General features: G+C 69.3%; 24 protein-coding genes. 11 read left to right on the top strand and 13 right to left on the bottom strand.

The annotated features are described in order from the left end of the window. Positions 1-193: 193 nt before the first annotated feature. Entirely contained in the window at positions 194-682 is a 489-nt protein-coding gene (locus GGR16_RS15480; RefSeq protein ID WP_183317137.1) for an NUDIX domain-containing protein, read from the top strand. Positions 683-685: 3 nt separating this feature from the next. Here GGR16_RS15480 and GGR16_RS15475 read toward each other — a convergent pair whose 3' ends face one another. Beyond that, positions 686-1,672, bottom strand: coding sequence for a glutathione S-transferase family protein (locus GGR16_RS15475; protein ID WP_183317136.1), 987 nt, complete (start codon positions 1,670-1,672; stop codon positions 686-688). A gap of 306 nt (positions 1,673-1,978) precedes the next feature. Here GGR16_RS15475 and GGR16_RS15470 point away from each other — a divergent pair, with 306 nt between their 5' ends. Next, positions 1,979-2,488: a GNAT family N-acetyltransferase gene (locus GGR16_RS15470; RefSeq protein WP_053193225.1), complete on the top strand. Its 510-nt coding sequence runs from the start codon at positions 1,979-1,981 to the stop codon at positions 2,486-2,488. Here GGR16_RS15470 and GGR16_RS15465 read toward each other — a convergent pair. Genes GGR16_RS15465 through GGR16_RS15450 form a run of 4 tightly spaced genes read right to left on the bottom strand, consistent with a single transcriptional unit; the run spans position 2,463 to position 9,404 of the window. Beyond that, complete coding sequence (locus tag GGR16_RS15465) at positions 2,463-4,565, bottom strand: hypothetical protein (RefSeq protein ID WP_183317135.1); 2,103 nt, start codon at positions 4,563-4,565, stop codon at positions 2,463-2,465. The genes GGR16_RS15470 and GGR16_RS15465 overlap by 26 nt on opposite strands. 9 nt (positions 4,566-4,574) lie before the next feature. Further along, a complete protein-coding gene (locus GGR16_RS15460; protein ID WP_183317134.1) occupies positions 4,575-7,427 on the bottom strand; it encodes a DUF4159 domain-containing protein in 2,853 nt (950 codons plus the stop codon). A 1-nt stretch (position 7,428) separates the two neighbouring features. Then, positions 7,429-8,370, bottom strand: coding sequence for a DUF58 domain-containing protein (locus tag GGR16_RS15455; RefSeq protein ID WP_019400317.1), 942 nt, complete (start codon positions 8,368-8,370; stop codon positions 7,429-7,431). A gap of 8 nt (positions 8,371-8,378) precedes the next feature. Continuing rightward, entirely contained in the window at positions 8,379-9,404 is a 1,026-nt protein-coding gene (locus GGR16_RS15450) for an AAA family ATPase (protein WP_019400318.1), read from the bottom strand. Positions 9,405-9,591: 187 nt separating this feature from the next. On the opposite strand from GGR16_RS15450, the gene GGR16_RS15445 reads away from it, so the two are divergent. From GGR16_RS15445 to GGR16_RS15425, 5 genes are all read left to right on the top strand, one after another. Beyond that, entirely contained in the window at positions 9,592-10,233 is a 642-nt protein-coding gene (locus GGR16_RS15445) for a DUF1285 domain-containing protein (RefSeq protein WP_183317133.1), read from the top strand. A 59-nt stretch (positions 10,234-10,292) separates the two neighbouring features. Further along, positions 10,293-10,919, top strand: a complete 627-nt coding sequence (locus GGR16_RS15440) for a CoA pyrophosphatase (RefSeq protein WP_183317132.1) — start codon at positions 10,293-10,295, stop codon at positions 10,917-10,919. Beyond that, a complete protein-coding gene (locus GGR16_RS15435) occupies positions 10,916-11,173 on the top strand; it encodes a DUF6111 family protein (RefSeq protein WP_019400321.1) in 258 nt (85 codons plus the stop codon). Before GGR16_RS15440 ends, GGR16_RS15435 begins: the two co-directional genes overlap by 4 nt. Next, on the top strand, positions 11,170-12,423 hold the full coding sequence (locus GGR16_RS15430; protein ID WP_183317131.1) for a CCA tRNA nucleotidyltransferase: 1,254 nt from the start codon (positions 11,170-11,172) through the stop codon (positions 12,421-12,423). Before GGR16_RS15435 ends, GGR16_RS15430 begins: the two co-directional genes overlap by 4 nt. A 90-nt stretch (positions 12,424-12,513) precedes the next feature. After that, the gene (locus GGR16_RS15425; protein WP_055457564.1) at positions 12,514-12,783 is read left to right on the top strand and encodes a hypothetical protein; all 270 of its coding nucleotides are present in this window, start codon (positions 12,514-12,516) and stop codon (positions 12,781-12,783) included. Positions 12,784-12,994: 211 nt separating this feature from the next. Here GGR16_RS15425 and GGR16_RS15420 read toward each other — a convergent pair whose 3' ends face one another. From GGR16_RS15420 to GGR16_RS15405, 4 genes are all read right to left on the bottom strand, one after another. Next, positions 12,995-14,959 (bottom strand): ATP-dependent nuclease, encoded by a 1,965-nt coding sequence (locus GGR16_RS15420; RefSeq protein ID WP_210289575.1) that lies wholly within the window; start codon positions 14,957-14,959, stop codon positions 12,995-12,997. 224 nt (positions 14,960-15,183) lie between these two features. After that, entirely contained in the window at positions 15,184-15,402 is a 219-nt protein-coding gene (locus GGR16_RS15415) for a YodC family protein (protein WP_183317130.1), read from the bottom strand. 103 nt (positions 15,403-15,505) lie between these two features. After that, positions 15,506-16,417 (bottom strand): oxygen-dependent coproporphyrinogen oxidase, encoded by a 912-nt coding sequence (gene hemF, locus GGR16_RS15410; protein WP_183317129.1) that lies wholly within the window; start codon positions 16,415-16,417, stop codon positions 15,506-15,508. 54 nt (positions 16,418-16,471) lie between these two features. After that, positions 16,472-16,969: a tRNA (cytidine(34)-2'-O)-methyltransferase gene (locus tag GGR16_RS15405; protein WP_183317128.1), complete on the bottom strand. Its 498-nt coding sequence runs from the start codon at positions 16,967-16,969 to the stop codon at positions 16,472-16,474. A gap of 277 nt (positions 16,970-17,246) precedes the next feature. On the opposite strand from GGR16_RS15405, the gene petA reads away from it, so the two are divergent. The 4 genes from petA to GGR16_RS15385 all read left to right on the top strand — a co-directional run bounded on the left by petA (position 17,247) and on the right by GGR16_RS15385 (position 20,694). Next, positions 17,247-17,774 carry a ubiquinol-cytochrome c reductase iron-sulfur subunit gene (gene petA, locus GGR16_RS15400; protein ID WP_019400330.1) on the top strand — a complete coding sequence of 176 codons (528 nt, stop codon included), beginning with the start codon at positions 17,247-17,249 and terminating at the stop codon, positions 17,772-17,774. Positions 17,775-17,829: 55 nt separating this feature from the next. Beyond that, positions 17,830-19,113, top strand: coding sequence for a cytochrome b (locus GGR16_RS15395; protein ID WP_026014797.1), 1,284 nt, complete (start codon positions 17,830-17,832; stop codon positions 19,111-19,113). A gap of 43 nt (positions 19,114-19,156) precedes the next feature. Then, positions 19,157-20,026 carry a cytochrome c1 gene (locus GGR16_RS15390; protein ID WP_019400332.1) on the top strand — a complete coding sequence of 290 codons (870 nt, stop codon included), beginning with the start codon at positions 19,157-19,159 and terminating at the stop codon, positions 20,024-20,026. A gap of 128 nt (positions 20,027-20,154) precedes the next feature. Next, positions 20,155-20,694 carry an adenine phosphoribosyltransferase gene (locus GGR16_RS15385; RefSeq protein ID WP_019400333.1) on the top strand — a complete coding sequence of 180 codons (540 nt, stop codon included), beginning with the start codon at positions 20,155-20,157 and terminating at the stop codon, positions 20,692-20,694. A 3-nt stretch (positions 20,695-20,697) separates the two neighbouring features. Here GGR16_RS15385 and GGR16_RS15380 read toward each other — a convergent pair whose 3' ends face one another. The 4 genes from GGR16_RS15380 to ychF form a co-directional block, all read right to left on the bottom strand. Further along, positions 20,698-23,010 (bottom strand): mechanosensitive ion channel domain-containing protein, encoded by a 2,313-nt coding sequence (locus tag GGR16_RS15380; RefSeq protein ID WP_183317127.1) that lies wholly within the window; start codon positions 23,008-23,010, stop codon positions 20,698-20,700. 108 nt (positions 23,011-23,118) lie between these two features. Continuing rightward, on the bottom strand, positions 23,119-24,138 hold the full coding sequence (locus tag GGR16_RS15375) for a MaoC family dehydratase (protein WP_183317126.1): 1,020 nt from the start codon (positions 24,136-24,138) through the stop codon (positions 23,119-23,121). A 144-nt stretch (positions 24,139-24,282) separates the two neighbouring features. Next, a complete protein-coding gene (nfi, locus tag GGR16_RS15370) occupies positions 24,283-24,945 on the bottom strand; it encodes a deoxyribonuclease V (RefSeq protein WP_183317125.1) in 663 nt (220 codons plus the stop codon). Between the two features lie 265 nt (positions 24,946-25,210). After that, positions 25,211-26,308 (bottom strand): redox-regulated ATPase YchF, encoded by a 1,098-nt coding sequence (ychF, locus tag GGR16_RS15365; RefSeq protein ID WP_019400337.1) that lies wholly within the window; start codon positions 26,306-26,308, stop codon positions 25,211-25,213.

Genomic DNA, 26,308 nt, shown 5'->3' with positions numbered 1-26,308 from the left:
GGAGCCGCGAGAGCCGCGAGAGAATGAAGGTGAGAAGCATTGGTCCTGTCCTTGCCGTATGGCTTCCCGTCTCATATGGCGATTCTCTTTCGTGTCTGCACGTCATATCGTCGGGCAAAGAGGCAATGGAGATATGCGCTGGACGCATGAGGACAGCGGGCGGCGTTAACGACTTGTTCAGGAGATCTTCCCGATGGGCGGCATCGCGCTTCCGCACCGGATGAACGGGCTGGAACCCGTGACCCGACGCATGATGCATACCTGGTGGCGCTTCTCGCGGCCGATGACGCTTGGCGTGCGCGCTGCCGTGATCGACGAGGACGAGCGCGTCTTCCTCGTGCGCCACAGCTACACGCCCGGCTGGCATCTGCCCGGCGGCGGGGTGGAAGCCGGCGAGAGCATGCTCGAGGCGCTCCATCGCGAGCTTGCGGAGGAGGGCAACATCGTGCCCAGCGGGGAAATCGCGCTGCACGGCATCTTCTTCAACCGCAAGGTGTCGCGGCGTGACCACGTCGCCATCTATGTCGTGCGCGACTTCGCGGCGGGGCCGCGCCCGCCCGACAAGGAGATCGTCGAGACGGGCTTCTTCCCCGTGACGGCGCTGCCCGAGGGCATCACGCCCGGCACGCGCGCCCGCATCGTCGAGATCATCGAGGAGCGGCCGCCGTCCTCCGACTGGTGAGGCTCAGCCGGCCGCGAGCCGCTCGCGCCCGTGCGGCGCGTCGAGGTCGAGCGCCGGGCCGCGCGGCACGATGCCGGTCGGGTTGATGGTCTTGTGGCTCTCGTAATAGTGCCGCTTGATGTGCTCCATGTTCACCGTCCCGGCGACGCTCGGCACCTGGTAGAGGTCGCGCAGGTAGGGGCCGAGGTTGGGATAGTCGGCGATGCGGCGCAGGTTGCACTTGAAATGGCCGACATAGACGGCATCGAAGCGCACCAGCGTCGTGAACAGCCGCCAGTCCGCCTCCGTGAGACGGTCGCCGAGGAGATAGCGGCTCCTCGCCAGCCGGGTGTCGAGCTCGTCGAGCGCGCCGAAGAGGGCGTCGAAGGCCTCTTCATAGGGGGCCTGCGTGGTGGCGAAGCCGGCCTTGTACACGCCGTTGTTGACGGCGTGGTAGACGCGCTCGTTGACGCGGTCGATCTCCTTCCGCAGCGGCTCGGGATAATAGTCGTCCGCAACGTCGGTGAAGGCGGCGAAGGCCGCGTTGAACATGCGGATGATCTCGCTCGATTCGTTGTTGACGATCGTTCCGCGCTGCTTGTCCCACAGCACCGGCACGGTGACGCGGCCGCTGTAGTGCGGGTCGGCCTTCAGATAGACCTCGTAGAGGCGCCTTGCGCCATTGACGGTGTCCGGCACCGTGCCCGGGCTGTCGCCGAAGACCCAGCCTTCCGAACCCATGTAGGGATCGACGACCGAGACGGAGATGACGTCCTCGAGCTTCTTCAGCTTGCGGAAGATGAGCGTGCGGTGCGCCCACGGGCAGGCGAGCGAGACATAGAGGTGGTAGCGCCCGGCCTCGGCCCTGAAGCCGCCTTCGCCGCTCGGCCCCGGCGCGCCGTCCGGCGTCACCCAGTTGCGGAAGGCCGAATCCTTGCGCACGAAGCGCCCGCCGGTGCTCTTCGTGTCGTACCATTCGTCGTGCCACACCCCATCGACGAGCAGACCCATGACGTCTTCCTTTCGCGTGTCCTTCGCTTCCACCATGACATAGGCGGCACCGGGCGGGAGGGGCAGGCGTGCAAGACCGGTCTTGCACGGATGGGAAGAAGCAGGGCGGCCCTACCAAGGCCATGGACGGTGCGGCGAGGTGTGTGGTAGAGCGGCAATCCTCACGAGAGCGGATGGCGACGTGCGCATCTTTGCTGCCCAGCGACGACGATAACGACACGGCCGCGCGAGCGGCCGCAGCATCATGCGCGCCGCCGCTCCCTTGGGAGCGGCATCGATGGAAACGTCCTTCCCGCAAGACCCCTCATGACCGATCTCAAGCTCACCATCCGGCGTGAGTTGCCCGCCGATGCCGAGGCCGTGGAAAAGCTGCACGAACGCGCCTTCGGGCCCGGGCGCTTCTCCCGCACCGCCTTCCGCCTGCGCGAGGGCGTGCCGCCGCTCGCGGAGCTCTCCTTCACGGCCCTCGTCGGCACGCTCATCGTCGGCTCCGTGCGCGTCTCGCCGGTGATGGCGGGCGAGGAGCCGGCGCTCGTGCTCGGCCCGCTCACGGTCGATCCCGCTTTCGAGAACCGCGGCATCGGCGCGGCGCTGATGAACGCCTCGCTCGACGCGGCCCGCAAGGCCGGCCACAGCCTCGTCCTCCTCGTCGGGGATGCGCCCTATTATGCGCGCTTCGGCTTCGCGCCCGTGCCGCCGGGCCAGTTCACGCTGCCGGGGCCGGTCGATCCGCGCCGTTTCCTCGCCTGCCCCTTGCAGGAGGGAGTGATGGAGCGGGCGCGGGGACCTGTCAGCGCACTGCGTCGGGATCGTTGAGGCCGCGGCGCCGGCCCTCGACGAGCCAGACGACGAGCACGGCGCCGAGCAGCAGCGCAAGGCCGAGGAAGCCGTAGCCGAGCGGCATCACCGAGACGCCGCGCACCACGGCGCTGCCGCTGGCCCGAAGGCCGATCCAGTCGCCGCCGGCAAAGCGCGAGCCGCTCGAGACCAGCGTCAGGCGCGGCAGGTCGACGGCGCCCGTCGTGCCGGACGCGATGCGGCGCACGGAGCCGCGCGTCGCCTCCGCCAGCGGGCGCAGGCGCTCGGTGTCGCTGAAGACGTCGGTGAGCTCGCGCGGGTTCTCGGGCCCCACATTGACGAAGGCCGCGAGGTCGCCGCTCGCGAGCCGGTAGAGCCCGAGCTGTTCGGCGGGGGCGACGGCGTTGAACAGGCCCGGCTCGCCGCCGGTGAGCGTGACCTCGCGCGTTGTGCCGTCCGGGCTCGTCACGACGACCGGGCCGGGCGCGTCCGACATGGTCTGGCGCTCGATGAGGATCTCGCCGCCGCGGGCGTTGGCCCTGAGCGCCTCCTCCTCGAGAGCAGGCTCCTTCATCAGCCAGTGGGCGAGGCGGCGCAGCAGGTCGAGATGCGGGCCGCCGTTGCGGTAGCCGCGCGCCCACAGCCAGGCGTGGTCCGACAGCAGCATGCCGACCCGGCCCTCGCCCTCGCGCAACAGCACGAGGAGGGGACGCTCCTCCGAGCCGGACATCAGCACCGAGCCCGTGTCGACATGGGCGCCGACGAGGCGCAGCCATTCGCCCCAGGTTGGCGGCGTGGTCTCGCTGCCCGGCAGGGCGCGCGTGACGGGGTGGCGGTTGCCCGTGTCCGTCACCTCGGCCTTGTAGGGCGCCTCCAGCACCCGCCCGTCCGGCGCCGCGGGCAGGACCGGGCCGAGCGCGGTGCGGGCGATGCTGCCGGCCGTGGCGAACTCGGGGCCCGCGGCAACGAGCAGCGCGCCGCCCTCGCGCACATAGCGGGCGATATTGTCGTAATAGATGTTCGGCAGGATGCTCTGATTGGCGTAGCGGTCGAAGATGATCAGGTCGAACTCGCTGATCTTCTGCTGGAAGAGTTCGCGCGTCGGGAAGGCGATGAGCGACAGTTCGTTGATCGGCGTGCCGTCCTGCTTCTCCGGCGGGCGCAGGATGGTGAAGTGGACGAGATCGACATTGGCGTCCGACTTCAGGAGGTTCCGCCAGGTGCGTTCGCCCGCGTGCGGCTCGCCCGAGATCAGCAGCACGCGCAGCTTCTCGCGGATGCCCTCGATGGTGAGGACGGCGCGGTTGTTGGCGCTCGTCAACTCGCCGTCGAGGCCGTCGACCTCGAGCTCGACGACGTTCGGCCCGCCGTGGTCGATGGTGATCGGCAAGGCGAAGGGGCGGCCGGTCGCGACGGTGAGCGTGCGCAGCAGCTGGCCGTCGCGGCGCACGGTGAGCGTCGCATTGCCGGTGCCGCCGCGCTCCTCCACCATCAGGCGGATGGTCTGGTCCTTGCCGACGAGGCCGAAGCGCGGCGCCTCCAATAGGGCGATGCGGCGGTCGCGCTCGCCCTCGTGGCCGGTGACGAGGGCGTGCAGCGGCGCATTGAAGCCGAGGAGGGCGGTCGAGCCCGGAATGTCGTGCACCACGCCGTCGGTGACGAGCAGGGCGCCGGCGATGCGCTCGCTCGGCACGTCGGCCAGCAGGTCGGAGAGGGCGGAGAAAAGACGGGTCCCGTCGCCGCCGCCGGCATTGTCGGTCACCGTCGCGAAGCGCGCCTCGATCTCCCGGTCCATCGCGCCGAGGCGGCTCTGCAGCTCCTCCACCGCCGCGCTCGTCTGGGCGGCGCGCGGCCCCAGCGTCTGCGAGGTGGAGCGGTCGACGACGACGGCGACGATGTCCTTCACCGGCTCGCGCTCCTCGCGCACGAGCGAGGGATTGGCGAGGGCGATGACGAGGCAGGCGAGCGCCAGGGCGCGCACGATGCCGGTGAGGCCGCGGGTCAGGACGGAGACGAGGGCCGCCACCGCCGCGAGCACGGCGACGGCCGCGAGCACGAGGGTCGGAACGAGCGGGGTGAAGGAGAGGCTCAGCATGCCGTGACCCTATTGCCCCAGCCGCTCGAGCAGCGCCGGGACATGCACCTGGTCGGCCTTGTAGTTGCCGGTCAGCGCATACATCGTGATGTTGATGCCGACGCGATAGGCGATCTCGCGCTGGCGCGGATCGGGGCCGACGACGGGAAACAGCGGCTCGCCCCGGCCGCCGACGGCCCAGGCCGCGGCCAGGTCGTTGCTGGTGATGATGAGCGGGCTCACGCCGTCGCCGGCGCGTGCCGGGCGGCGGCTCGCCTCGTCCTCCGGCGGCAGCGCCTCCACCCAGGTCTCGCCCGTGGCGTAGCGGCCCGGGAAATAGTCGAGGATGTAGAAAGCCCGGCTCAGCACATGGTCGCGCGGCACCGGCTCGAGCTCGGGAATGTCGAGCGTCGCGAGCATGCGGCGCAGCTGCTGCCCCTCCGGCGTCACCGCGCCGTCGAAGCGCAGCGCCATGGCGTCGCGGGTGTCGAAGATGACGGTGCCGCCGCCCTTCATGTAGGCGTCGAGCCGGCGCAGCGCCGCCGGCGAAGGCAGCGCATTGCCCGCCACCACCGGCCAGTAGAGCAGGGGATAGAAGGCGAGCTCGTCGCGCTCCACGTCGACGCCCACGGGCTCGCCCGGCTCCAGCGCGGTGCGCATGACGAGGGCGCGCGTCAGGCCGTCGAGCCCGGCGCGGCTCGTGCCGTCGATGTCGGCATTGCCGGTGACGACGTAGGCGAGGCGGGTGATCGCCGCGCGCTCCACCTCTTCGGCCGAGATCGGCGGCAGCTCGCGTGCGGTCTCCTGCGGCGCTTCTCCCGTCGCCCCCTGGGCGCGCACCTGTCCGGCCGGCAGGGCAATGGCGGCGAGGGTGGCGAGGGCAAGGATCGCCGCGGTGGCGCCGCGCGGCCTCGGGCGCCGGCGCAAGCCGCCGAGTCCCCCGAGATGCCCCCCAAGGAGGAGCGAGGCGATGGTGTCGGCGATGAGGAGGAGCGCCGCGATAAGGAGAAGAGACGGCCTCAGGTCGACGGTCGCGGCCCGCTCGATGGGAACGAGGCTGCTGGCGAGCGGCCCGTAGTCGAGCGCCGTCGGTCGGTCGTCGGGCAGGAGCGTGTTGAGCGCGATGCTCGCCTCGCTCGGCCCGTAGAAGCCGGGCGGGTGGTCGAGCGTGGCGCGGCCGGTGTGGTTGCGGGGGATGGGCTTGGCCGTCGCCGGCGGCGAGCGCCAGATGCCGAAGCCGTCGAGCGTGCGCTGGGGCGCTGCCATGTCGGCGCCGTTGTTCCCTTCGCCGGCGTTGGCCGCGACGCTCCGGCCGGCGAGCGCGATCGTGCGCCGCATCATGTCGACGAAGACGCCGGAGAGCGGCAGGCTCGACCAGCCCGGATCGGCGGTGACGTGGAAGAGCACGATCAATCCCTCGCCCCGCTCGGCGGCGGTGACGACCGGCGTGCCATCGGCCAGCGCCGCCCAGGTGCGGCGCGAGAGCTCGCCGTCCGGCTCGGCCAGGATCTGGCGCGAGACGGTGATCTCGTCGGGCACCGGCAGGCCGGCGAAGGGGCTCGCCTCCGGGAAGGGGGCGAAGGTCTTCGGCGCATCCCAGGAGAGGGAGCCGCCGAGGCTGCGCCCGCCGCGCCTGAGGCGCACGGGCACCAGCTCATCGTTGCCCGCGGCGAGGCGCGTGCCGGCGAAGCGGATGAGCAGGCCGCCCTCCTCGACGAAGCGGGCGAGCCTCGCCTCCGTCTCGCTGTCGAGCGAGCCGACATCCGCGAGCACGAGGACGTTGACGCCCTGGTCGACGAGGTCGCCGACGGGATCGGGGATGCCGCGCCGCGCCTCGCGCAGCTCGGCATAGGGGGCGAGGGCGCGCGAGACGTAATAGGTCGGCGCCAGGAGCGGCTGGGCCGTGTCGACCGTGCCGCCGGAGACGAGGCCGACCCGCCGGCGCTTGCCGCTCTCGTCGATGAGGCCGACGGCGCCGGCGGAAGTCTCGCCCGCGATCTCGAGCCGCGCCGCGGCATTGTTGAGCTCGACCGGCAGGTCGAAGCGCGCCGTCGTCTCGCTGGCGCCGGCAGGGAAGCTGAAGGGCATCTCGGCGAGGAGCAGGCCCTTGGTGTCGAGGGCGCGCAATGTGCCGGTGTCGCGGCCGTTCGGCCCCGCGCGCACCAGCCGCACCTCGATGCCGCTCGGGCCGTTGTGGGCGCCGGCGATCATCAGCGGCTCGGCCACGCGGTTGCGATAGATGGTGACGGCGCCCGTACGTCCGGCGAGCGCCTCGCCGAGGCCGGCCGCAAAGCCGTCCGCGCCGAAGGCGATGCCGTCGCTGATCCAGGCGATCTCGGCGTCACCATGCTGCGAGAGGAAGGCGCCGAGCGTGGCGAGATGGCTCGCGCGGTCGGGCACGTGCGGCTGGGGCGCGAGCGCGCGCAGCCGGTCCATGGCGGCGCCGGGGGCGAGCGCCTCGACGGTGTCCGGCCGCTCGGCGAGGCCGACGACGGCCACGGGCCGGTTCTGGCGCTCGGCCGACATGATGCGTTCTTCGGCGAGCGCCGTGCGCTCGTCCCAGTCCCGCGCGGCGGCGAAGCCGTTATCGATGGCGAGCACGAGCGGGCCCGAGGCGGGCACGCCGCCGGAGATCGGGTTCCACACGGGCCCGGCGACGGCGAGGATGAGGGCCGCGGCGAGCGCCAGGCGCAGGGCGAGCAGCCACCAGGGCGTGCGCGCCGGCGTTTCGCGCCGGGGCATCAGGTCGGCGATGACGCGCAGCGGCGGGAAGGGAATGCGGCGCGGCTGCGGCGGCGTGATGCGCAGGATGAGCCAGATCGCCGGCAGGGCGGCGAGGGCGATGAGGACGAGGGGGGCTCCGAAGCCGAGGCCGGCGAACATGTCAGCCTCCCCGTGCCGCGATGAGGCCGCTGCGGCCGCCGCGCGCGGCCGAGAGCTGGGTGAGCACCCGCAGCGCCGCTTCGCTCGCCGGGCGATCGGTGTGGTGGAGGGTCAGCGTCCAGCCGCGCCGCTTGAGCGCCGCGCCGATGGCGTCGCGGTGGATGGCGATGCGGCGGCGGTAGTCCTCCCCCCACAGGGCGGCATCGCCGATGCGCAGGCGCAGGCCCGCCTCAGGATCCTCCAGCTCCGCCTGGCCCGTGAACGGGAAGGTCTCCTCGACGGGATCGATGATCATGATCGCATGGCCCCGGGCGCCGCGAGCGGCAAGTTGACCCACAACGGCATCGAAGGCGGGCGGTTCCACGAGAAAGTCGCTGACGAGCACGGCTTCGCTCAGCGGCGGCAGCGCCTCGGCGGCCGGCAGGTCGGCGCCGTGCCCGGTGGTGTCCTTGGCCATGAGCTCGGCAAAGCGCTCGACGATGTTGCGGCTGGCGCGCGGCGGCACGAGGCCCATGAGGCCCACGCGCTCGCCGGCATCGACGAGGGTCTCGGACAAGGCGAGGGTGAGGACGAGCGCGCGCTCCACCTTCGACTGCGCGGCGAGCGAGGAGATAAAGCCCATGGAGGCCGAGCGGTCGGCCCACAGATAGATGCTGTGCGCCGCCTCCCATTCGCGCTCGCGCACGTAGAGCCGCCCGTCGCGCGCCGAGCGCCGCCAGTCGACCCGCGACGCCGATTCACCCGACATGAAAGGGCGGAACTGCCAGAAGCTCTCGCCGGGGCCGGCACGCCGGCGGCCGTGGATGCCGTGGCTGACGGAGGCGGCGACGCGCCTTGCCTCCAGCACGAGATGCGGCAGCCGGGCCGTCAGCTCGTGGGCCGCCAGGGCATGCGGAACACCGGGGGAGCGCTCGGCCTCGGAGAGGGTGTGGACGCGGGCCATGGACGCTCCTAGCCGAGCCGCTCCACGAGGCGGGCGATGACCTCGGGCATGGTGCGGCCGTCCGCGCGCGCCGTGAAGGTCAGCGCCATGCGGTGCTTCAGCACCGGCTCGGCGAGGGCCGCCACGTCGTCGAGCGAGGGTGCGAGGCGCCCCTCGATGAGGGCCCGGGCGCGCACGGCGAGCGCCAGCGCCTGGCTGGCGCGCGGGCCGGGGCCCCAGGACAGGTCCCGCGTCAGCTCGTCCGGCCCCTCGCCGGGGCGGCCCGAGCGCACGAGCGAGACGATGGCCTCGAGGACGCTCTCGCCCATCGGCAGGCGGCGCACGAGGCGCTGGATGCCCATGAGCGCCTCGGCGTTCATCGCCGCCGTCGGGCGATGCTCCTCGAGGCCCGTCGTCTCGAGGACGATGCGGCGCTCCGCGTCGCGGTCGGGATAGCCGATGTCGATCTCGAGGAGGAAGCGGTCGAGCTGCGCCTCGGGCAGCGGATAGGTGCCCTCCTGCTCGATGGGGTTCTGGGTCGCGAGCACATGGAAGGGGCGCGGCAGGTCGTAGCGCACGCCGGCCACCGTCACGTGATATTCCTGCATCGCCTGCAGGAGGGCAGACTGGGTGCGCGGGCTCGCGCGGTTGATCTCGTCCGCCATCAGCAGCTGGGCGAAGATCGGCCCCTTGATGAAGCGGAAGCTGCGCTGCCGGTCGGCGCTCTCGTCGAGGATCTCGGTGCCGAGAATGTCCGAGGGCATCAGGTCGGGCGTGAACTGGATGCGCTGGCCGTCGAGGCCGAGCACCGTGCCCATCGCCTCGACGAGCTTGGTCTTGGCGAGGCCCGGCACGCCCACGAGCAGGCCGTGCCCGCCGGCGAGCACCGTGACGAGGGCGAGCTCGACGACGTGCTCCTGGCCGAAGATGACGGAGCCGATGGCACTGCGCGCCTTGGCCACATGGTCGAGGGCCGCCTCGGCCGCCTGGATGACGGCATCGTCGATGGTCGTCGGCGTCTGGGCCACAGCGGTACGGTCGGTGCCGCTCGTCATCGGCAACTCTCCTTCTGTGCCCCCGTCGGAGCAGTCTGCATCGGTGATCATGTCTTATTCAAGCCGCTTTGAAGGGCGGACGCCTTCGGTTCCCTGGCGCGCCCATTCTTGCGATAGTAGTGCCGCGAACCAGATTACAAGCGGTGCGCGCCGAAATCGGCTGCCAAGGTTGCGAGGACACAAACACGTGAGCGGTGAGCGGGGCAAAACGGGCAGAAGGGCCGGCGTCGGGGCCCAGGCTGCGCCCGAGGGCCTGCCGTCCGGCCTCGCCGGGCTCTTCGCCTCCGCCGGCCCGGCGGCGAAGGCGCGGCCGGTGGAGAAGTGGAACCCGCCGCATTGCGGCATGATCGACATGCGAATCACGGCCGACGGCACCTGGCACTACCGCAGCTCGCCCATCGGCCGGCCGGCCCTCGTGAAGCTGTTCGCCTCCATCCTGCGGCGCGACCCGGAGGGCTACGTGCTGGTGACGCCGGTGGAGCGTGTCGGCATCACGGTCGAGGACGTGCCCTTTCTCGCCGTCGAGATGGCGGCGAGCGAGGCGGCGGGCGGGCGCGTGCTCACCTTCCGCACCAACGTCGACGACGTCGTGCAGGCGGGGCCGGACCATCCCCTGCGGTTCGAGACGGATGCGAAAGGCGGGATGAAGCCTTATGTCCATATACGCGGCGGCCTGTGGGCGCGGCTGACGCGCGCCCTGGCGCTCGACCTCGCCGATCTCGTCGAGGTGCGCCCGGATGCCGCGGGCGGAGAGATCATGGGCGTCGCCTCGGCCGGTGCCTTCTTCGCCATCGCGGCCGCAGACGATGGAGAGGACGGCGGGACGTGACGGCGACGATCGACGAGGCTCGCGTGGACCGAGAGACATTGGTGGATCAAGAGACATTCGTGGACGAAGAGACGTTTCTCGACCGGGCGCGCCGGCGCCTCTATCCGCAGCCGCACGGGGCCGTCGGGGCGGTGCGGCTGCGTGGCGACCACGACCTTGCCGGCGTCCGTCCTGACGTTGCCGCGGATGTCGCGCGCCCGGCGGCGGTGCTGGTGCCCATCGTCACCCGCTCCACGGGCGTCAACCTGCTCCTCACCCAGCGGGCGGCGCACCTGCGCCAGCATTCGGCGCAGATCGCCTTTCCCGGCGGCAAGATGGACCCGGAGGACGCGACGCCGCTGACGACGGCGCTGCGCGAGGCGCAGGAGGAGATCGGCCTCGACCGGGGCCACGTGCGCCCGCTCGGCTACCTCGACGAATATCTGTCCGCGACCGGCTATCGCATCGTGCCGGTGGTCGGGCAGGTGACGGCCGGCTTCACCCTCACCGTGAACCGGGAGGAGGTGGACGAGGCCTTCGAGGTGCCGCTCGACTTCCTCATGGATGCCGCCAACCATCAGCGTCATTCGCGGGAGTGGCGCGGCACGCTGCGCCACTATTACGCCATGCCCTTCGGCGAGCGCTACATCTGGGGCGTGACGGCCGGCATCATCCGCAACCTCTACGAGAGGCTCTACGGTCCATGACGCGGGCGATCCTCCAGCAACTGGTCCTCTTCTTCGTTCCCTTCCTCCTGTTCGGGGTCTATCTGCTGCTGCGCAGGCGCAATCCCTTCACCCGGCACGAGTGGGACGGGCATGTGCCGTGGCTCGTCATCGCCGGGCTGCTGCTGGCGATCGGTGCCTTCGTCTATCTCGGCATCACGGCCGAGCGGCACTCGGGCGCCTATGTGCCGACGCACCTGGAAGACGGGCGCCTGGTGCCGGGACAATTCCAATGACCATCGACCGGGCGGCCGTTGCCGCGCTCGTCGCGCGGCCCGCGCTGCAGCGGCTGCTCGCCGTGCTCGACGGCGATGGCGAGACGACCTGGATCGTCGGCGGGGCCGTGCGCGACGTGCTCATCGGCCGGCAGGTCAGCGACGTCGACTGCGCGACGACCGCGACCCCCGAGGAGACCATGCGGCGGGCGGGGGAGGCGGGGTTCCGCGTGGTGCCGACGGGCATCGACCACGGCACCGTGACCGTCATCGTCGAGGGCACGCCCTTCGAGGTGACGAGCCTGCGCGAGGACGTGGAGACGGACGGGCGGCGGGCGAAGGTCGCCTTCGGCCGCGACTTCGCGGCCGATGCGCGCCGGCGCGACTTCACGATGAACGCGCTCTATGCGGACCGCACGGGGCAGGTGCACGACTTCGTCGGCGGGCTCACGGACCTTGCGGCGCGGCACGTGCGCTTCATCGGCGATCCCGGCCAGCGCATCGCCGAGGACTACCTGCGCATCCTGCGCTTCTTCCGCTTCCATGCGGCCTACGGGTCGGGCGATATCGACGCGGCCGGCTTCACCGCCGCGGTCAGGGCGCGGTCCGGGCTCGACCTTCTGTCGCACGAACGGCTGCGGACGGAGATCGCCAAGCTGCTCGGCGCCGCCCGGGCGCTCGAGACCTGCCGCATCATGATCGATGCCGGCCTCCTGCAGCGCATCTTCGCCGGCGTGACGCACGATATTCGCCTCGCGCGGCTCGTCGCCTGGGAGGCCGCCTTCGGCCGCAGGCCGGACCCGGTGCTGCGGCTCGCGGCGCTCGGCACCGACATCCCGGAGGATGCGGCCCGCCTGCGCGACCGGCTGCGGCTGTCCAATGTCGAGACGCGGCGCATCCACGCCTTCGCGGCGCTTGTCGAACGCCTCAACGGCACCGCCGGCCCCTGGAGCCTGCGCGATCTGAGGGCGCTCGCCCTGTTCTTCGCGCCCGAGATCGTCGCCGCCGCCTTCGCGGCGGCCGCGCTGCAGGCGGATATCGACACTCGCGGTCGCGACTTCCTCGCTGCCGTGGCGCGCGGCGAGGCAATCGTGCCGGTCTTCCCCCTGTCGGGCGAGGAAGTCGTCGCCGCCGGCGTGCCGAAGGGTCCGCGGGTCGGCGCCGTCCTTGCGGCCGCGCGGGAGCGCTGGCTCGACGAGGACTGCCCGGCAGACGCCGCAGCGCTGGAGCGCATCCTGCAACAGGCGGTTGCCGCCGGGCGAGCCGGCTGACCGTTCCCTCGCCCGCCTTCCTGCTCTAGCATCGACCCGCTGGCATCACTTGCCGGCATCGCTTGCCGACGCTCTCTGAGAGGGATCGCGATGGCACGGGCAGGGCGGGGACCGGCGGATGTGGCCGAGCGCCTGGCGCAACGGCGCGACAAGGCGCAGTCAGGCCGCGCGGGCGACGACACCGGCGCCACCTGGCGGCGCGAGACCTTCGTGCTGGAACGCGAGGCCGCCCGGGCCAAGGCGCGCGAATGGTTCCGCCGCTTCCCGAAGGCGGCCTACATGACCGAGGTCGAGAGCTGGCGCGACCTCGGCGACGGCCGCATCGAATTTACGATGCGCAGGCTGCCGAGCGCGGATTGAGGGGGGCGGGGGGACGGTCGATCGGAGATGCGGGGTGATGTCTTTTTTGAATTCGGCATGGCCCGAAGGTGGCCTATGTGGGCCAAGGTATGGATGACCGCTTTGTGCCGCATCTTCGCCGTCCAACTTACCGCAGCACCGTTCCGAAACCGGCCATCTGATCTTCGTTCGAACTATAAACTAGACGGCCGCCGGCTTGCGATTCCCCAAATTAAGGCATATCGATAGATGACTGCTGTGGCGAAAGACAAGCCTCGAGCAAAACACGCAAATCTGCAGCGACTTCATGGTTGTTTGAGATGCGGTAGGCGTCAAGGAGCTTGTCATCGTGCCCGTCGGCCTTGATGATCCCCTTGAGCGCCGCGAGCAATTTCTTGCCTTTTACGGTGTTCGGGCCTGCTCCGCCAGCAGCATTCCATAGGATCTCCGAGTTTGGCGATCCGCCGTCCGGATACAATTCGCGGTTCACCAATTTACGCTTCGAGAAGAAGGTGTCCTTCGCTTGCCCGACCTTAGCCGCTGCGGCAGTCCTCCAGCCTTCGGCGACATCCAGCGTCACCCCGTAGAGTGCCGCAAGGTGTGACGCGGTACAGAAATATGCCTCCACGTCGCAACCGGATGTCACCCAAGGGAACGTACCTTCGGTCTTGAAGCGCTCAGACCACATCTGCGCTTCATCGGCATTCATAAAGTCACCGTCGCGGTGGATGACGGCCTTTATCTTGAGCTGCCCGTCGACGAGCAGTCCGCTCAGGAGCTTGTCCTTGGGAAGATTATCAATACCGAAGCAACGACAAACGGCCAGTTGCCTCGACAGCTCCGGCCACTGACGGAGGATCGCGCGAAGCGCCGTATCGTCCTGATCTTCAACAAAAAACAACGCGGACTTGTCGAGACCGCCCCAGCCTAGTAGACGGCGGATTGCCTCCCCGTCGTCGGTTTCGACCTTCCCTTCATTCATCCATACCAGCTTGGCGGACGGACTCGCCCCACGGGCAATATGGGGGCTATGGGTAGTCAGGATAATCTGAGTCTCGGTCTCCGCCGCCGCTAGTTCCAAGGTTTCGATCAACCGCTCCTGCTTGTCGGGATGCAGATGGGCATCAGGCTCGTCGATCAGCATAATCTTCGGCTCGAAGAGGATCAGGTATGCGAAGATCTGGATTACCTGCAGCAACCCAGTGGCCGCGGTTTCCAAAGGCCGATCCTGATTGCCAAGGCCGGGCGATGAGTAAGTTGCGGAGATGTGATAATCTTCACGTTCATCGAATGACACGTTCACGCTGATCCCAGGATGGACCGTGCCGACATACTCGTTGAGCCGCTTGAGGCGGGCTATGCCACCGAGTTCGTCGGTCTCGTTCACGCGACGGCTGCGAAGGTTCAGTAGGATGTTCCGCATAACGCCGCCGGCGTCTCCGCTTGCTGCCTGTCTGCGAAGAGACGGCTGGGCGAGGATGCTCTCTCGTTCGGAGAGGCCCGCAAGCCCCGGAATGTAGGCGGTGATGAACTGGAAGCGCTGTTTGTAGGGCGTGACTGCATTCCCGCCCTCCATGTACGCCGTGATGCCCCCGCGATTTCGCGCCGCGCGGATTTTGACTGTGGCATGGGCTCGTTCCTCCCCCACCGGAACGTGCGCGAACACGACCTCAACTGGCGTAGAAGTCGAATCCGTCTTTAGTTCGCTCTTGTGCGCCGTACGCAGCGGTTCGCTGGAAGGAACGTAGTCGAGGCGCTCGAAGGAGATCATCTCCTTCGTGTTCTTGGGCGCAACGTAGCTCGCTGCACGCGCGGCCCAGTGCACAGCCTGAAGAACCGAGGATTTACCCGAGCCATTGGGACCGACCAAGATCGTCACTTGGCCGAGCGGGATTACGGCCTCCTGTGTGGCCTTGAAGTTGCGGACCGTAATCGAGTCGAGTCGGGTCCAACGACGGGCACGGTTAGAGCGGGTATCGGTGAGGCCTAGCGCAGGCTGTCCATCACGGATCGCCGCCTCATCGTCTGCCTCAGGAATATCGCTGACGAACCCAACAGCGCTAGTAAGGTCACCCGCGTCCTTAAGTACTTGTACGTCGCTCGATGCCGGCTGTGGCGTGCCAGCCTCAAGGCTTTCAACCGCTATTTCCGTGACCGGACTAGCGATGGCGTCGCGTTCGGATTCTGTATCGCTCAAGCAGACGTCCCCCCAATGACTATGACATAAACCGAACTTGGCATGTCGCCAATGGGGCCAACGCTTCAGTCGCGCTCAATGGCAGCTTTTGCCCACGTGTTCCCAAAAGCAGCTGGACTGCCCCGGCGCGCCTCGGCAAAGGGGGCTTCCGGTGCATTGCCTTCATTCCATGCGTCCGCGTTTGGCTTCGCGCTTCCATCGAGGCCGAGATTCCAACCAAACCGCTACTCCACACCGCCAAAACCTTCCCCATCACCCCCATCCTCCTCATCCACCTCATGCGCGGTCGTGACGAGGCAGTCGGCTGGCAGGATGGCGGAGTGGAAGGTTTCCTCGGTGTCGGCGTACCAGGTGAGGGCGATGCCCTCCTCGGTGGCGGCGACGACGGTGAGCGGCACGCTGCCGGACTTGAGCATCACGACATCGCCGGGCGAGAACTTCATGGCAGGCTCCTTTGATAGGGGATCCTGCGAGGCTAGCCCCCGTGCGTGACAGGCGTGATGATTGCCGGCTCCGGATGTCGGGCAGGCAGGCCGTTTTACCGGCTCAGGGCCAGCGCACCGTCGGCGGCATGGAGGAGAGGATGGAGGCGACGTTGCCGCCGGTCTTCAGGCCGAAGATGGTGCCGCGGTCGTAGAGCAGGTTGAACTCGACATAGCGGCCGCGGCGCACCTGCTGCTCGTGCCGGTCCTCGTCGGTCCAGGGCGTCGTCCAGTTGTCGCGCACGATGCGGCCGTAGACCTCGCGAAACGCTTCGCCAACGGCGCGGGTGAAGGCGAGGTCCGCTGCCGGGTCTCCCGACCAGTGATAGTCGTAGAAGATGCCGCCGATGCCGCGCGGCTCGTTGCGGTGCTTGAGGAAGAAGTACTCGTCGCACCAGGCCTTGTATCTGTCGTAGGGCGCGACGGCGGCATGGGCCTCGCAGGCGCCGCGCATGGCGGCGTGGAAGGCCACGGCGTCCGTGTCCTCCTGGCCGCGCCGGCGCTCCAGCACCGGCGTCAGGTCCGCCCCGCCGCCGAACCACGGCTTCGTGGTGACGACGAAGCGCGTGTTCATGTGCACCGTCGGCACGTTCGGGTTCCAGGGATGGGCGATGAGCGAGATGCCGGTGGCGAAGAAGCGCGGGTCCTCGGCCGAGCCGGGGATCTGGCCGCGGAACTCGGGCGCGAATTCGCCGAAGACCGTCGAGACGTGCACGCCGACCTTCTCGAAGACGCGGCCGCGCATCATCGCCATGGTGCCGCCGCCGCCCGGCGCGCCGCTGTGGTCGGTGCGCTGCCAGGGCGTGCGCTCGAAGCGGCCCGGCCCGCCGGCCTCGGGGAAGAACGGGCCCGGCGCCTCGTCCTCGATCGCCTCGAAATCAGCGCAGATGGCGTCGCGCAGCGCCGCGAACCAGGTGCCGGCCTCGTCCTTGAGGCGCGCGATCAGGGCGGGATCGATGGGCGGGGCGTCGGTCATGGCTTGTCCTTCCTCGGCTCCTGGTGCGTGGTGCGGCATGCGGCTGGGGAGCGTTCAGCTGCCCGCCGGTGTAGAAGCCTCCCAGCCGCCGGGAAAGGCGTCCAACTGGCGCAGGGCCTCGCCGAGGATCATCGCGGCCGTGACGGCGACATTGAGCGAGCGCAGGCCGGGCCGCATGGGCACGAGGATGCGCACATCGGCGGCTTCGTGCACCTCCTCCGGCACGCCGGCCGATTCCCGCCCCATCAGGACGACGTCGCCGGGCGCGAAGGAGAAGGCGTGATAGGGCAAAGCCGAGCGCGTCGTCGCGAGCACGAGGCGGCGGCCCGAGGCGGCGCGATCGGCCGCGAAGGCGCGCCAGCTCGCGTGCCGGACGATCTCGACCGCATCGAGATAATCCATGCCCGCCCGGCGGAACGCCCTGTCGGACACGGGAAAGCCCGCCGGCTCGATGATGTCGACGGCGACGCCGAGGCAGGCCGAGAGCCGGACCATGGTGCCGGTGTTCTGCGGAATGTCGGGCTGGTAGAGGGCAAGGCGCAGCGGGGGCATGGAGGCGTCAGGTTCGAGGGCATGAGGCCGGATGGCCGGGCAATGCACGTAGCGCACGGCTTTGTCTGCCGAAAGTATGGACATGGTTCTGGAACCATGCCAAACAGCCGCCGCGCGGCGACTCCCGGTCGCATTGCGGGGCTGTCGCGTCCGTGCTTTGAAGTCGGCGCGCCGCCATGATCGACGGTTTTCGCTGGATCCTGCCTCGTGCGGGGGGCGGCGGGGACCATCGCGGCGGCGAAACGTCGAGCCAGGATTGTGAGACTGGGGAGCCAACGTGGCTGAGACCGCTACCGCCGAACCGACCCGGCGAGACTTTCTCTTCATCGCGACCGGCGCCGTGGGCGCCGTGGGTGTTGCCGCGGTGGCATGGCCCTTCATCGCGCAGATGAACCCGGATGCGGCGACCGTCGCCGCCGGCGCGCCGGTCGAGGTCGACCTCACGCCGATCGCCGAGGGGCAGATCGTCAAGCTCTTCTGGCGCGGCAAGCTCATCTTCGTCCGCCACCGGACGGCCGAGGAGATCAAGGAGGCGGAGGACGTCAACGTCGCTTCGCTGCCGGATCCGGAAGCCGATTCGGCCCGCGTCAAGGAAGGCCACGCCCAGTGGCTCGTGGTCTACGGCAACTGCACCCACCTCGGCTGCGTCCCGCTCGGCAATGCGGGCGCCTATGACGGCTGGCTGTGCCCGTGCCACGGCTCGGTGTTCGACACCTCCGGGCGTATCCGGCAGGGGCCGGCGCCGACCAATCTGCCGATCCCGCCCTATGCCTTCGTGGACGACACGAAGATCCAGATCGGCTGACGCGCCCACCAGCATCACGCCCGCGATACCGAGCAACATCAGGCGACCCAAGACCATGAGCGGACATTCCACCTACGTTCCGAAGAGCGCAGTGGCGAAATGGTTCGAGAGCCGGCTTCCCCTCGTCGGCCTCGTCCATTCGTCCTTCGTCGCCTACCCGACGCCGCGCAACCTGAACTACTTCTGGACGTTCGGGGCGATCCTGTCCTTCATGCTCGTGGCGCAGATCGTGACGGGCATCGTGCTCGTCATGCACTACACGCCGCATGCGACGCTGGCCTTCTCGTCCATCGAGCACATCATGCGCGATGTGAACTACGGCTGGCTGCTGCGCTACCTGCACGCCAACGGCGCCTCGATGTTCTTCATCGCGGTGTACATCCACATCTTCCGCGGCCTCTACTACGGCTCCTACAAGGCCCCGCGCGAGATCCTGTGGATCCTCGGCGTCATCATCTTCCTCCTGATGATGGCCACCGCCTTCATGGGCTACGTGCTGCCGTGGGGGCAGATGAGCTTCTGGGGCGCCACCGTCATCACGAACCTCTTCTCGGCGCTGCCCATCGTCGGCGAGCCGATCGTGACCTGGCTGTGGGGCGGCTACTCGGTCGACAACCCGACGCTGAACCGCTTCTTCTCGCTGCACTACCTGCTGCCCTTCATGATCGTCGGCGTCGTGGCGCTGCACATCTGGGCCCTGCACGTCGTGGGGCAGAACAACCCGGCCGGCCTCGACGTCAAGAACCTGAAGAAGGATACGGTGCCCTTCACGCCGTATGCGACGATCAAGGACTTCTTCGCCGTCATCTGCTTCTTCGTCTTCTTCGCCTGGTTCGTGTTCTACATCCCGAACTATCTCGGCCATGCGGACAACTACATCGAGGCGAACCCGGCGGTGACGCCCGCGCATATCGTGCCGGAGTGGTACTTCCTGCCGTTCTACGCGATCCTGCGCGCCATCCCGGACAAGCTCGCCGGCGTCATCGCCATGTTCGCGGCGATCGCGGTGCTCGCCTTCCTGCCGTGGCTCGACACCTCGCGGGTGCGCTCGGCGACCTACCGGCCGCTCTACAAGCAGCTGTTCTGGGTCTTCGTGCTGTGCTGCATCGGCCTCGGCTATCTCGGCGCCAAGCCGCCGGAGGGGGGCTATGTCATCGCCTCGCGCGTGCTGACCGCCTACTACTTCCTGCACTTCATCGTGATCCTGCCCATCCTCGGCCTCATCGAGAAGCCGCGTGCCATGCCGGGCAGCATCGCCGAGGACGTGCTGCGCAAGCACGGCGGTGCGCCGGTCGGCCTCGCCTCGGGCGCCAGTGCCGAGCCGAATTCCAAGGGCTGAGATTGGGGCTGATCGCGCCTTGCGGCGCGGGGGAAATGACGACATGAAAAAGACGACCCTTCTCATCGCCGGCTTCCTCGCAGCCGCCGTCGTTGCGGCGGTGCCGGCCTCCGCGGCCGAGCAGGTGAAGCCGCCGCGCGAGAGCTGGAGCTTCGCCGGTCCCTTCGGCACCTTCGACCGGGCGCAGCTGCAGCGCGGCTTCAAGGTCTATCGCGAGGTCTGCGCCAGCTGCCACGGCCTCAGCCGCGTCGCCTTCCGCAACCTTTCCGAGCCGGGCGGGCCCGAGTTCACCGAGGGCCAGGTCAAGGCGCTCGCCGCCGAGTACCAGATCCAGGACGGGCCGAACGACTCGGGCGACATGTTCGAGCGTCCCGGCCGTCCGGCCGACCATTTCCCGTCGCCGTTCCCGAACGAGAATGCGGCGCGCGCGGCCAACGGCGGCGCCTATCCGCCGGATTTCTCGCTGCTCGCCAAGGCGCGCACCTATGAGCGCGGCTTCCCGCTGTTCATCGTCGATGCCATCCCGTTCTTCGAATATGCCGAGCACGGCGTGGACTACATCCACGCGCTGCTGACCGGCTATCGCGAGGCGCCGGCGGGCACCAACCTGCAGCCGGGGCAGTACTGGAACGAGTACATGCCGGGCCATGCCATCGCCATGCCGCCGCCGCTCAGCGACGGGCAGGTGGAATACCCGAAGGACGAGGCCGGCAACCCGGTGGTGCCGGAGACGATCGACCAGTACTCGCGTGACGTCTCGGCCTTCATGATGTGGGCGGCCGAGCCGCATCTCGAGGCCCGCAAGGCCATGGGCTTCAAGGTCATCATCTTCCTCATCGTCTTCGCGGCGCTGCTCTATTTTACCAAGAAGAAGATCTGGGCCCGCGCCCATGCCGAGGAAGCGCACGGCTGATCTGCCGGCTTCCCGCACGGAAAGGCGCCTTCGGGCGCCTTTTTCATTGGCCGGTGGGCCCTGGCGCTGCTTGACGCGCGGGGCGGCCGGGTTGATGACTTGACCGAACCGGACGGTGGAACAGCGACATGGACGAGCGCAGCGATCTCAGGGCGGCGGTGCGGACGATCCCGGACTATCCAAGGCCCGGCATCCTCTTTCGCGACATCACGACCCTGCTCGGCGATGCGCGCGCCTTCCGGCGCGCCGTGGACGAGCTGGTGCAGCCGTGGCCCGGCTCCAAGATCGACAAGGTCGCGGGCATCGAGGCGCGTGGCTTCATCCTCGGCGGGGCGGTGGCGCACCAGCTCGCGTCCGGCTTCGTGCCCATCCGCAAGAAGGGCAAGCTGCCGCACGAGACGGTGACGATCGCCTATTCGCTCGAATACGGCATCGACGAGATGGAGATGCACCGCGACGCGATCGCGCCCGGCGAGCGTGTCATCCTCGTCGACGACCTCATCGCCACCGGCGGCACGGCGACCGCGGCCGTGGAGCTGCTGCGCAAGATGGGGGCGGAGGTGGTCGCGGCCGTCTTCGTCATCGACCTGCCGGATCTCGGCGGCGCCAAGCGCCTGCGCGACATGGGCGTCACCGTGCGCACGCTCATGTCCTTCGAGGGCCACTGAGCCTCACAGCCTGCCGGTATCGTCTCCATTGCCGGATGCCGGCATGTCCGGCCCGTACGGGAGCCGTTCGGGGCGGCGGCGGGCCGGTCTCGGCCGCCGCGGCTTCTTCGCCCGGGCTGCGGCCGTGTCCGTGCCGGCGGCCTCGTCGCGCGGCCCGTCGTTCACGAGGTGCAGGGGCGGGGCGTTGCCCTTCTTGTCGCGTCCCATGTAGACGGTGATGTGCGGGTAGGGGATCTCGATGTCCCGCTCGTCGAAGACGGCCTTGAGGATTTCGTTGTAGGCCCGGCCGACGTTCCACTGCTGGCCGGCGAGGGTACGGATGCGGGCCCGCACCTTCACGGCCGAATCATCGAAGCCCGTGACGCCCTGCATGTCGAGCGGCCCGATGATGGCGTTGCCGTGCTCGGTCTTGGCCAGCCTGTCGAAGGCCTCCTGCATCGCTTCCTTCACCTGCGGGATGTTCTCGCGGTAGGCGACGCCGATCTCGGCGACGTGGAAGGCGAAGCCGCGCATGAAGTTCGATACCGTGGTCACGGCGCTGAACGGCACGAGGTGGTAGATGCCGTCGAGGTCGCGGATGCCGACGGAGCGAATGGTGAGCTTCTCCACCACGCCCGAGACCGAGCCCAGATTGACCACGTCGCCCTCGTTCATGGCGTTTTCGATCTGGATGAAGGCGCCGGTGATGATGTCCTGCACCAGCTTCTGCGAGCCGAAGCTGACGGCGAGGCCGATGACGCCGGCGCCGGCGAGCAGGGGCCCGATGTTCACCCCGAGCTCCGACAGGGCGAGGAGGCCGACGAGCACGAGGAGCACGATGGTGAAGGCGTTGCGGAAGAGGGAGAGCAGGGTGCGCTCGCGCGCGCTCGGCACGCGGCCGAAGTCGTTCGACAGCCTGTATTCCACCCAGCTCGACACGGCGACGTAGACGAGCCAGCCGATGACGAGAACCAGCGAGGTGGAGATCAGGGCGCCCACGAGGTTGCGGCCCGTCTCGCTCGCGAGCCATGCACCGAGGTCGAGGACGGCCCAGGCATCGGCGATCGCCAGCAGCACGACGACGAGCACCACCGTCCGGGCAACGCGCAGCACCGAGGGAATGAAGGCGTTGAGCCTTGCCTCGAGCAGGGGCAGGCGCGCCTTCACGTCGTCCGGCAGGGACATGCCGCCCCGCAGGGCACGCGTGATGAAGGCCGTGACGAGGCTGCCCACGAGCACCGCGATGCCCGTCTCCACCGTCGCCTTGAGCATGAAGGGCAGGACGGTGAAGGGGTTCGACAGCCAGGCCGCGAAGAGGGCGGTGAGATAGACGATGGCGAGGACGTGCCAGATGCGGCTGAGGACGATGAGGACCTGCCGCGTCGCGTGGCCCCATTCACGGCCGGTCGTCGACAGGCGGGCACGCACGGCGTCGCGGTTCTGCAGGATGATGGCGATGCCGATGAAGAGTGCCGCCAAAAGCACGATGACGCGCACGGACCGGGCGGCGGCGAAGGTGGTGGTCGCCGCGACGAGCGGCGCGATGAACAGGAAGGTGTAGCCGATGAGGCTGACGAGGCGGCTCAGCCAGAAGTACCAGTAGTTGGCGTCGGTGTCGTCGAGCGGCAGCGGGCGCAGGGCCGGATGGCGGGGCGCCAGGAGAAAGCGCAGGCCGACCTTGCCGAGCTCGAGCACGATGAGCGCATTGAGGAACAGCGTCTCGCCGAAGCTGAGCGCCGCCTCGCTGCCGAGCTGGAGCGCGATGAGATAGCCGGCGCCCCAGGCGACGACGACGGCGAGCGCATCGATCAGCGCCGCGACGACCGCGAGGGCGAGGCGCGTCACGAGCGGGGCGCCCTCGGCCCGCAGCGCCGTCCTGTCGAGGAAGCGGTTGGTGATCAGCCGCGCGGCGAAGAGCAGCAGGAAGGCGACGAGCATCACGGAGCCGAGGCTCGCGATGACGTCCCACAGCCGGGGCAGGTCGAGCGAGGCCGTCCCCGCCAGCACCTCGCCGAGGCGCTCGGTGAAGGCCCAGGCGGAGGCGAGCGCCTCCTTGAGGGCGGTCGTCGCCTGGGTCGTGTGCTCGGCCAGCCAGCGGGCGAAGGTCGGCGCCTCGGCCGGCGGCGCGGGTTCCGCGGCTGCGCTCCGCAGCCGGTCGATCAGCGCTTGGCGGGCGGCATCGTCCTCCAGGATCTTGATGAGCGCATCGACGCTCGTGTTCGCCGGAGCCTCGCCCGTGCTTGCCGCCGGCGCGGGGGTCGTCTGGGCGGACGACGGGCCGGCTGCAGTGAGGAAGGACGCGAGGCAGAGACAGACGAGCGCGATGAAATGTTTCATGAATCCCGGAGAAGGTCCCCTGTTGAAAGGCTGATGCGCAGCCGGCTGCGCCGCCTTAAGGGGACCACATCGGGGGCTGGCTTTCAACGCCGGCCATGGCGATCAGCGTCAGGCGGCAGGCGCTCGCTGCCACATCACGGTGCCGGTGAAGGCGAAAACCGGCTCGCCGTGCTGGTTCACGGCCGTGCTGTGCTGGGTCACGAGGCCCCAGCCGGGGCGGGATGCGGAAGGCCGCGCCTCCACGATGCGCACCGCATAGGTCAGCGCGTCGCTGGCGAAGACCGGCTTCAGCCATTTGAGGTCGCGAAAGCCGGGGGAGGGGCCGAGGCTGGGGACGGGCAAGCGCAGGGAGAGGGCGGCCTGCCGCTGCCGCTCCCAGTGCGCCACCATCAGTTTCATCCACACGGCGGCCGTGTGCCAGCCCGAGGCGCACAGCCCGCCGAACAGGGAGCGCCGGGCCGCCTCCGCATCGACATGGAACGGCTGCGGGTCGTAAGCGCGCGCGAAGGTGACGATCTCCTCGGGGGTGAACCGATAGGTGCCGAGCGAAGCCGTCTCGCCGGGCACGAGATCGTCCAGGAAACGCGCATGGTCCGGGGAGGGGCGGGCTTCGGGCAGATCCGGCGTCGCGCCCTGGTGGCCCCGCGCGGCGGTCGAAGCAGGGACCTCGGCCTCCCGGCCGGGATCGCGGCGCCGGAACATGACCCAGTTGGTCTGCTGCAGCAGGTCCTCGCCCGCCCCGTTGGCAAGCACCATGCGGAAGCGGACCATGCCGATCTCCGGCCTGCTGCGCAGGGGCCGGCGCTCCAGCACCTCGACGGTGAGCGTGAGATCGTCGCCCGGCCGCACCGGCCGCAGCCAGCGCACTTCCTCGATGCCCGGCGCGCCCTGGCCCGTGGAGGCGAGGATGAAGCCGTCGGCGATCATGCGCATGACGATGCCGCAGCTGTGCCAGCCCGAGGCGATCAGCCCGCCGGCGAGGCTCTCCTTCGCCGCCTCGGGGTCCGTGTGCATCGGCTGCGGGTCGTATTGCCGCGCGAAGGCGACGATCTCGTCCATGGTGATGCGGCGGGGGCCGAGGGACAGGCGGATGCCGGGTTCGAAATCCTCGTAATGGGTGAGCGCCATGAACACCTCGCCGATCGTAAAGCCCGGCGGACGAGGTCGCGCCGGGCAGCGGGCCCCGACTTGGGCTATAGCGGAAAGGCCGCGCCTCGACGACGGGCGCCGGAGCAATTCTGCCCTTGGCCAAATGCACGCGCCCGCGCTAGCTCACAGCGTGCCGGCGGCGGCATGGGCGAGGCGGATCGGCTCAGGCAGCCGGAAGCGTGTCGTCGCGGCGAGCGTCACGGCGACGGCGCTCGCAAGGTCGATGCGGTGGCCCGGGGAGATGAAGACGGGGCTGACGCGCCCGCGCGTGCGCAGGGCGACGCCGATCGTCTCCCCCTTGTCGACGAGCGGTGCGGCGGCGCCCTTCTCCGGCCCGAGCGCCTCGAAGCGGCCGACGAGCAGCGTCTTGCCGCAGCCGATGGTCGGCTTCTCGAGCCACAGGCCCATGTGGCTGGCGATGCCGATGCGCCGCGGATGGGCGATGCCCATGCCGTCGAAGATGAAGACGTCCGGCTCGGTGCCGAGCTTGCCGAAGGCTTCTTCCAGCACCGGCCCCTCGCGGAAGCTGAGGAGGCCGGGCACATAGGGGAAGGGTGTCGGCCGCGTGGCGAGCACCGTCTCGACGACGGCGAAGTCCGGCAGGCGGGTGACGACGACGGCGGCGCGCGAGAGGCCGTTCTTGACGCTGACGTCGACACCAGCGACGAGCCGGACATCGGGCAGGGCGAGCGGGCGGCCGGTGTCGATCTCACCCTTGAGGTCCTGCTGCAGGGCAATCGCCTCGCGCGGCGTCACGGCCCAGGCATGGCGGGGATGGAGTTGCATGGCCCCTTCATGGCAGGCGGGGACGTGCGCTGCAACGGGGGCGGGACGAGCCGGCCATGCCCTCCCCGATGGACCTCGTGCCCCGGATGCACTGCAGCATGAAACGCTGCGGTGCTGATCCGGGGCTTATTCACCTTGGGTGATAGGTGCCTTCGGCCGATTCATGGGCTGGTTCCCGGCGCGTATTCCGCTTCGCTGCATGCGTCCGGGAAACGAGGTTGTGCCTGGCGGCGGCGGTCTGCAATTCCGCCGACTGCCGACTGCCTCAGTTCGCGAAGCGGAAGTGCAGGACGTCGCCATCGGCGACCTGGTAGTCCTTGCCTTCGAGGCGCAGCTTGCCGGCGTCGCGGGCGCCGGCCTCGCCCTTCAGCGTCACATAGTCGCCATAGGCGATGGTCTCGGCCCGGATGAAGCCCTTCTCGAAGTCGGTATGGATGACGCCGGCGGCCTGCGGCGCCCTGGTGCCGCGGGTAATGGTCCAGGCGCGCGCCTCCTTGGGGCCCACCGTGAAATAGGTGATGAGGCCGAGCAATTCATAGCCGGCGCGGATCACGCGGTTGAGGCCGGGCTCCTCGAGCTCGATGGCGGCGAGATATTCCGCCTGTTCCTCGGCCGGCAGAACCGCGATCTCGCTCTCGATCTTGGCCGAGACGACGACGGCCTTGGCCCCTTCCTCCGCGGCGCGGGCGAACACGCGGGCGGAGAACTCGTTGCCTTCGTGGGCCGAGCCCTCGTCGACGTTGCACACGTAGAGGACGGGCTTCGAGGTCAGGAGGCCGAGCATGTCGAAGGCGCGCTCCTCCTCCGGCTTGCGCTCGACGAGCCGGGCCGGCTTGCCGTCGCGCAGCAGGGTGAGGGCGCGCGCGACGAGGTCGAGCGCCTCCTTCGATTCCTTGTCGCCGCCGCGGGCCTTCTTCTCGAGGGCGGTGACGCGCTTCTCGAGGCTGTCGAGATCGGCGAGCATCAGCTCGGTCTCGATCGTCTCGATGTCGGCGATGGGGTCGACCTTGCCCTCGACATGGGTGACGTCACCGTCCTCGAAGCAGCGCACCACATGGGCGATGGCGTCGACCTCACGGATGTTGGCGAGGAACTGGTTGCCGAGGCCTTCGCCCTTGGAGGCGCCGCGCACCAGGCCGGCGATGTCGACGAAGGTGAGCCGCGTCGGGATGATCTGCGCCGAGCCGGCGATCCCGGCAAGGGCCGTAAGGCGCGGGTCGGGAACCGCCACCTCGCCGACGTTCGGCTCGATGGTGCAGAAGGGATAGTTGGCCGCCTGGGCCGCCGCCGTCTGCGTGAGCGCGTTGAAGAGCGTCGACTTGCCCACGTTCGGCAGGCCGACGATGCCGCATTTGAAACCCAT

Source organism: Chelatococcus caeni, from assembly GCF_014196925.1.
Classification (GTDB): domain Bacteria; phylum Pseudomonadota; class Alphaproteobacteria; order Rhizobiales; family Beijerinckiaceae; genus Chelatococcus_A; species Chelatococcus_A caeni.
The sequence above is the reverse complement of the archived record's forward strand: the minus strand, read 5'-3'. Positions and strand labels throughout refer to the sequence as shown.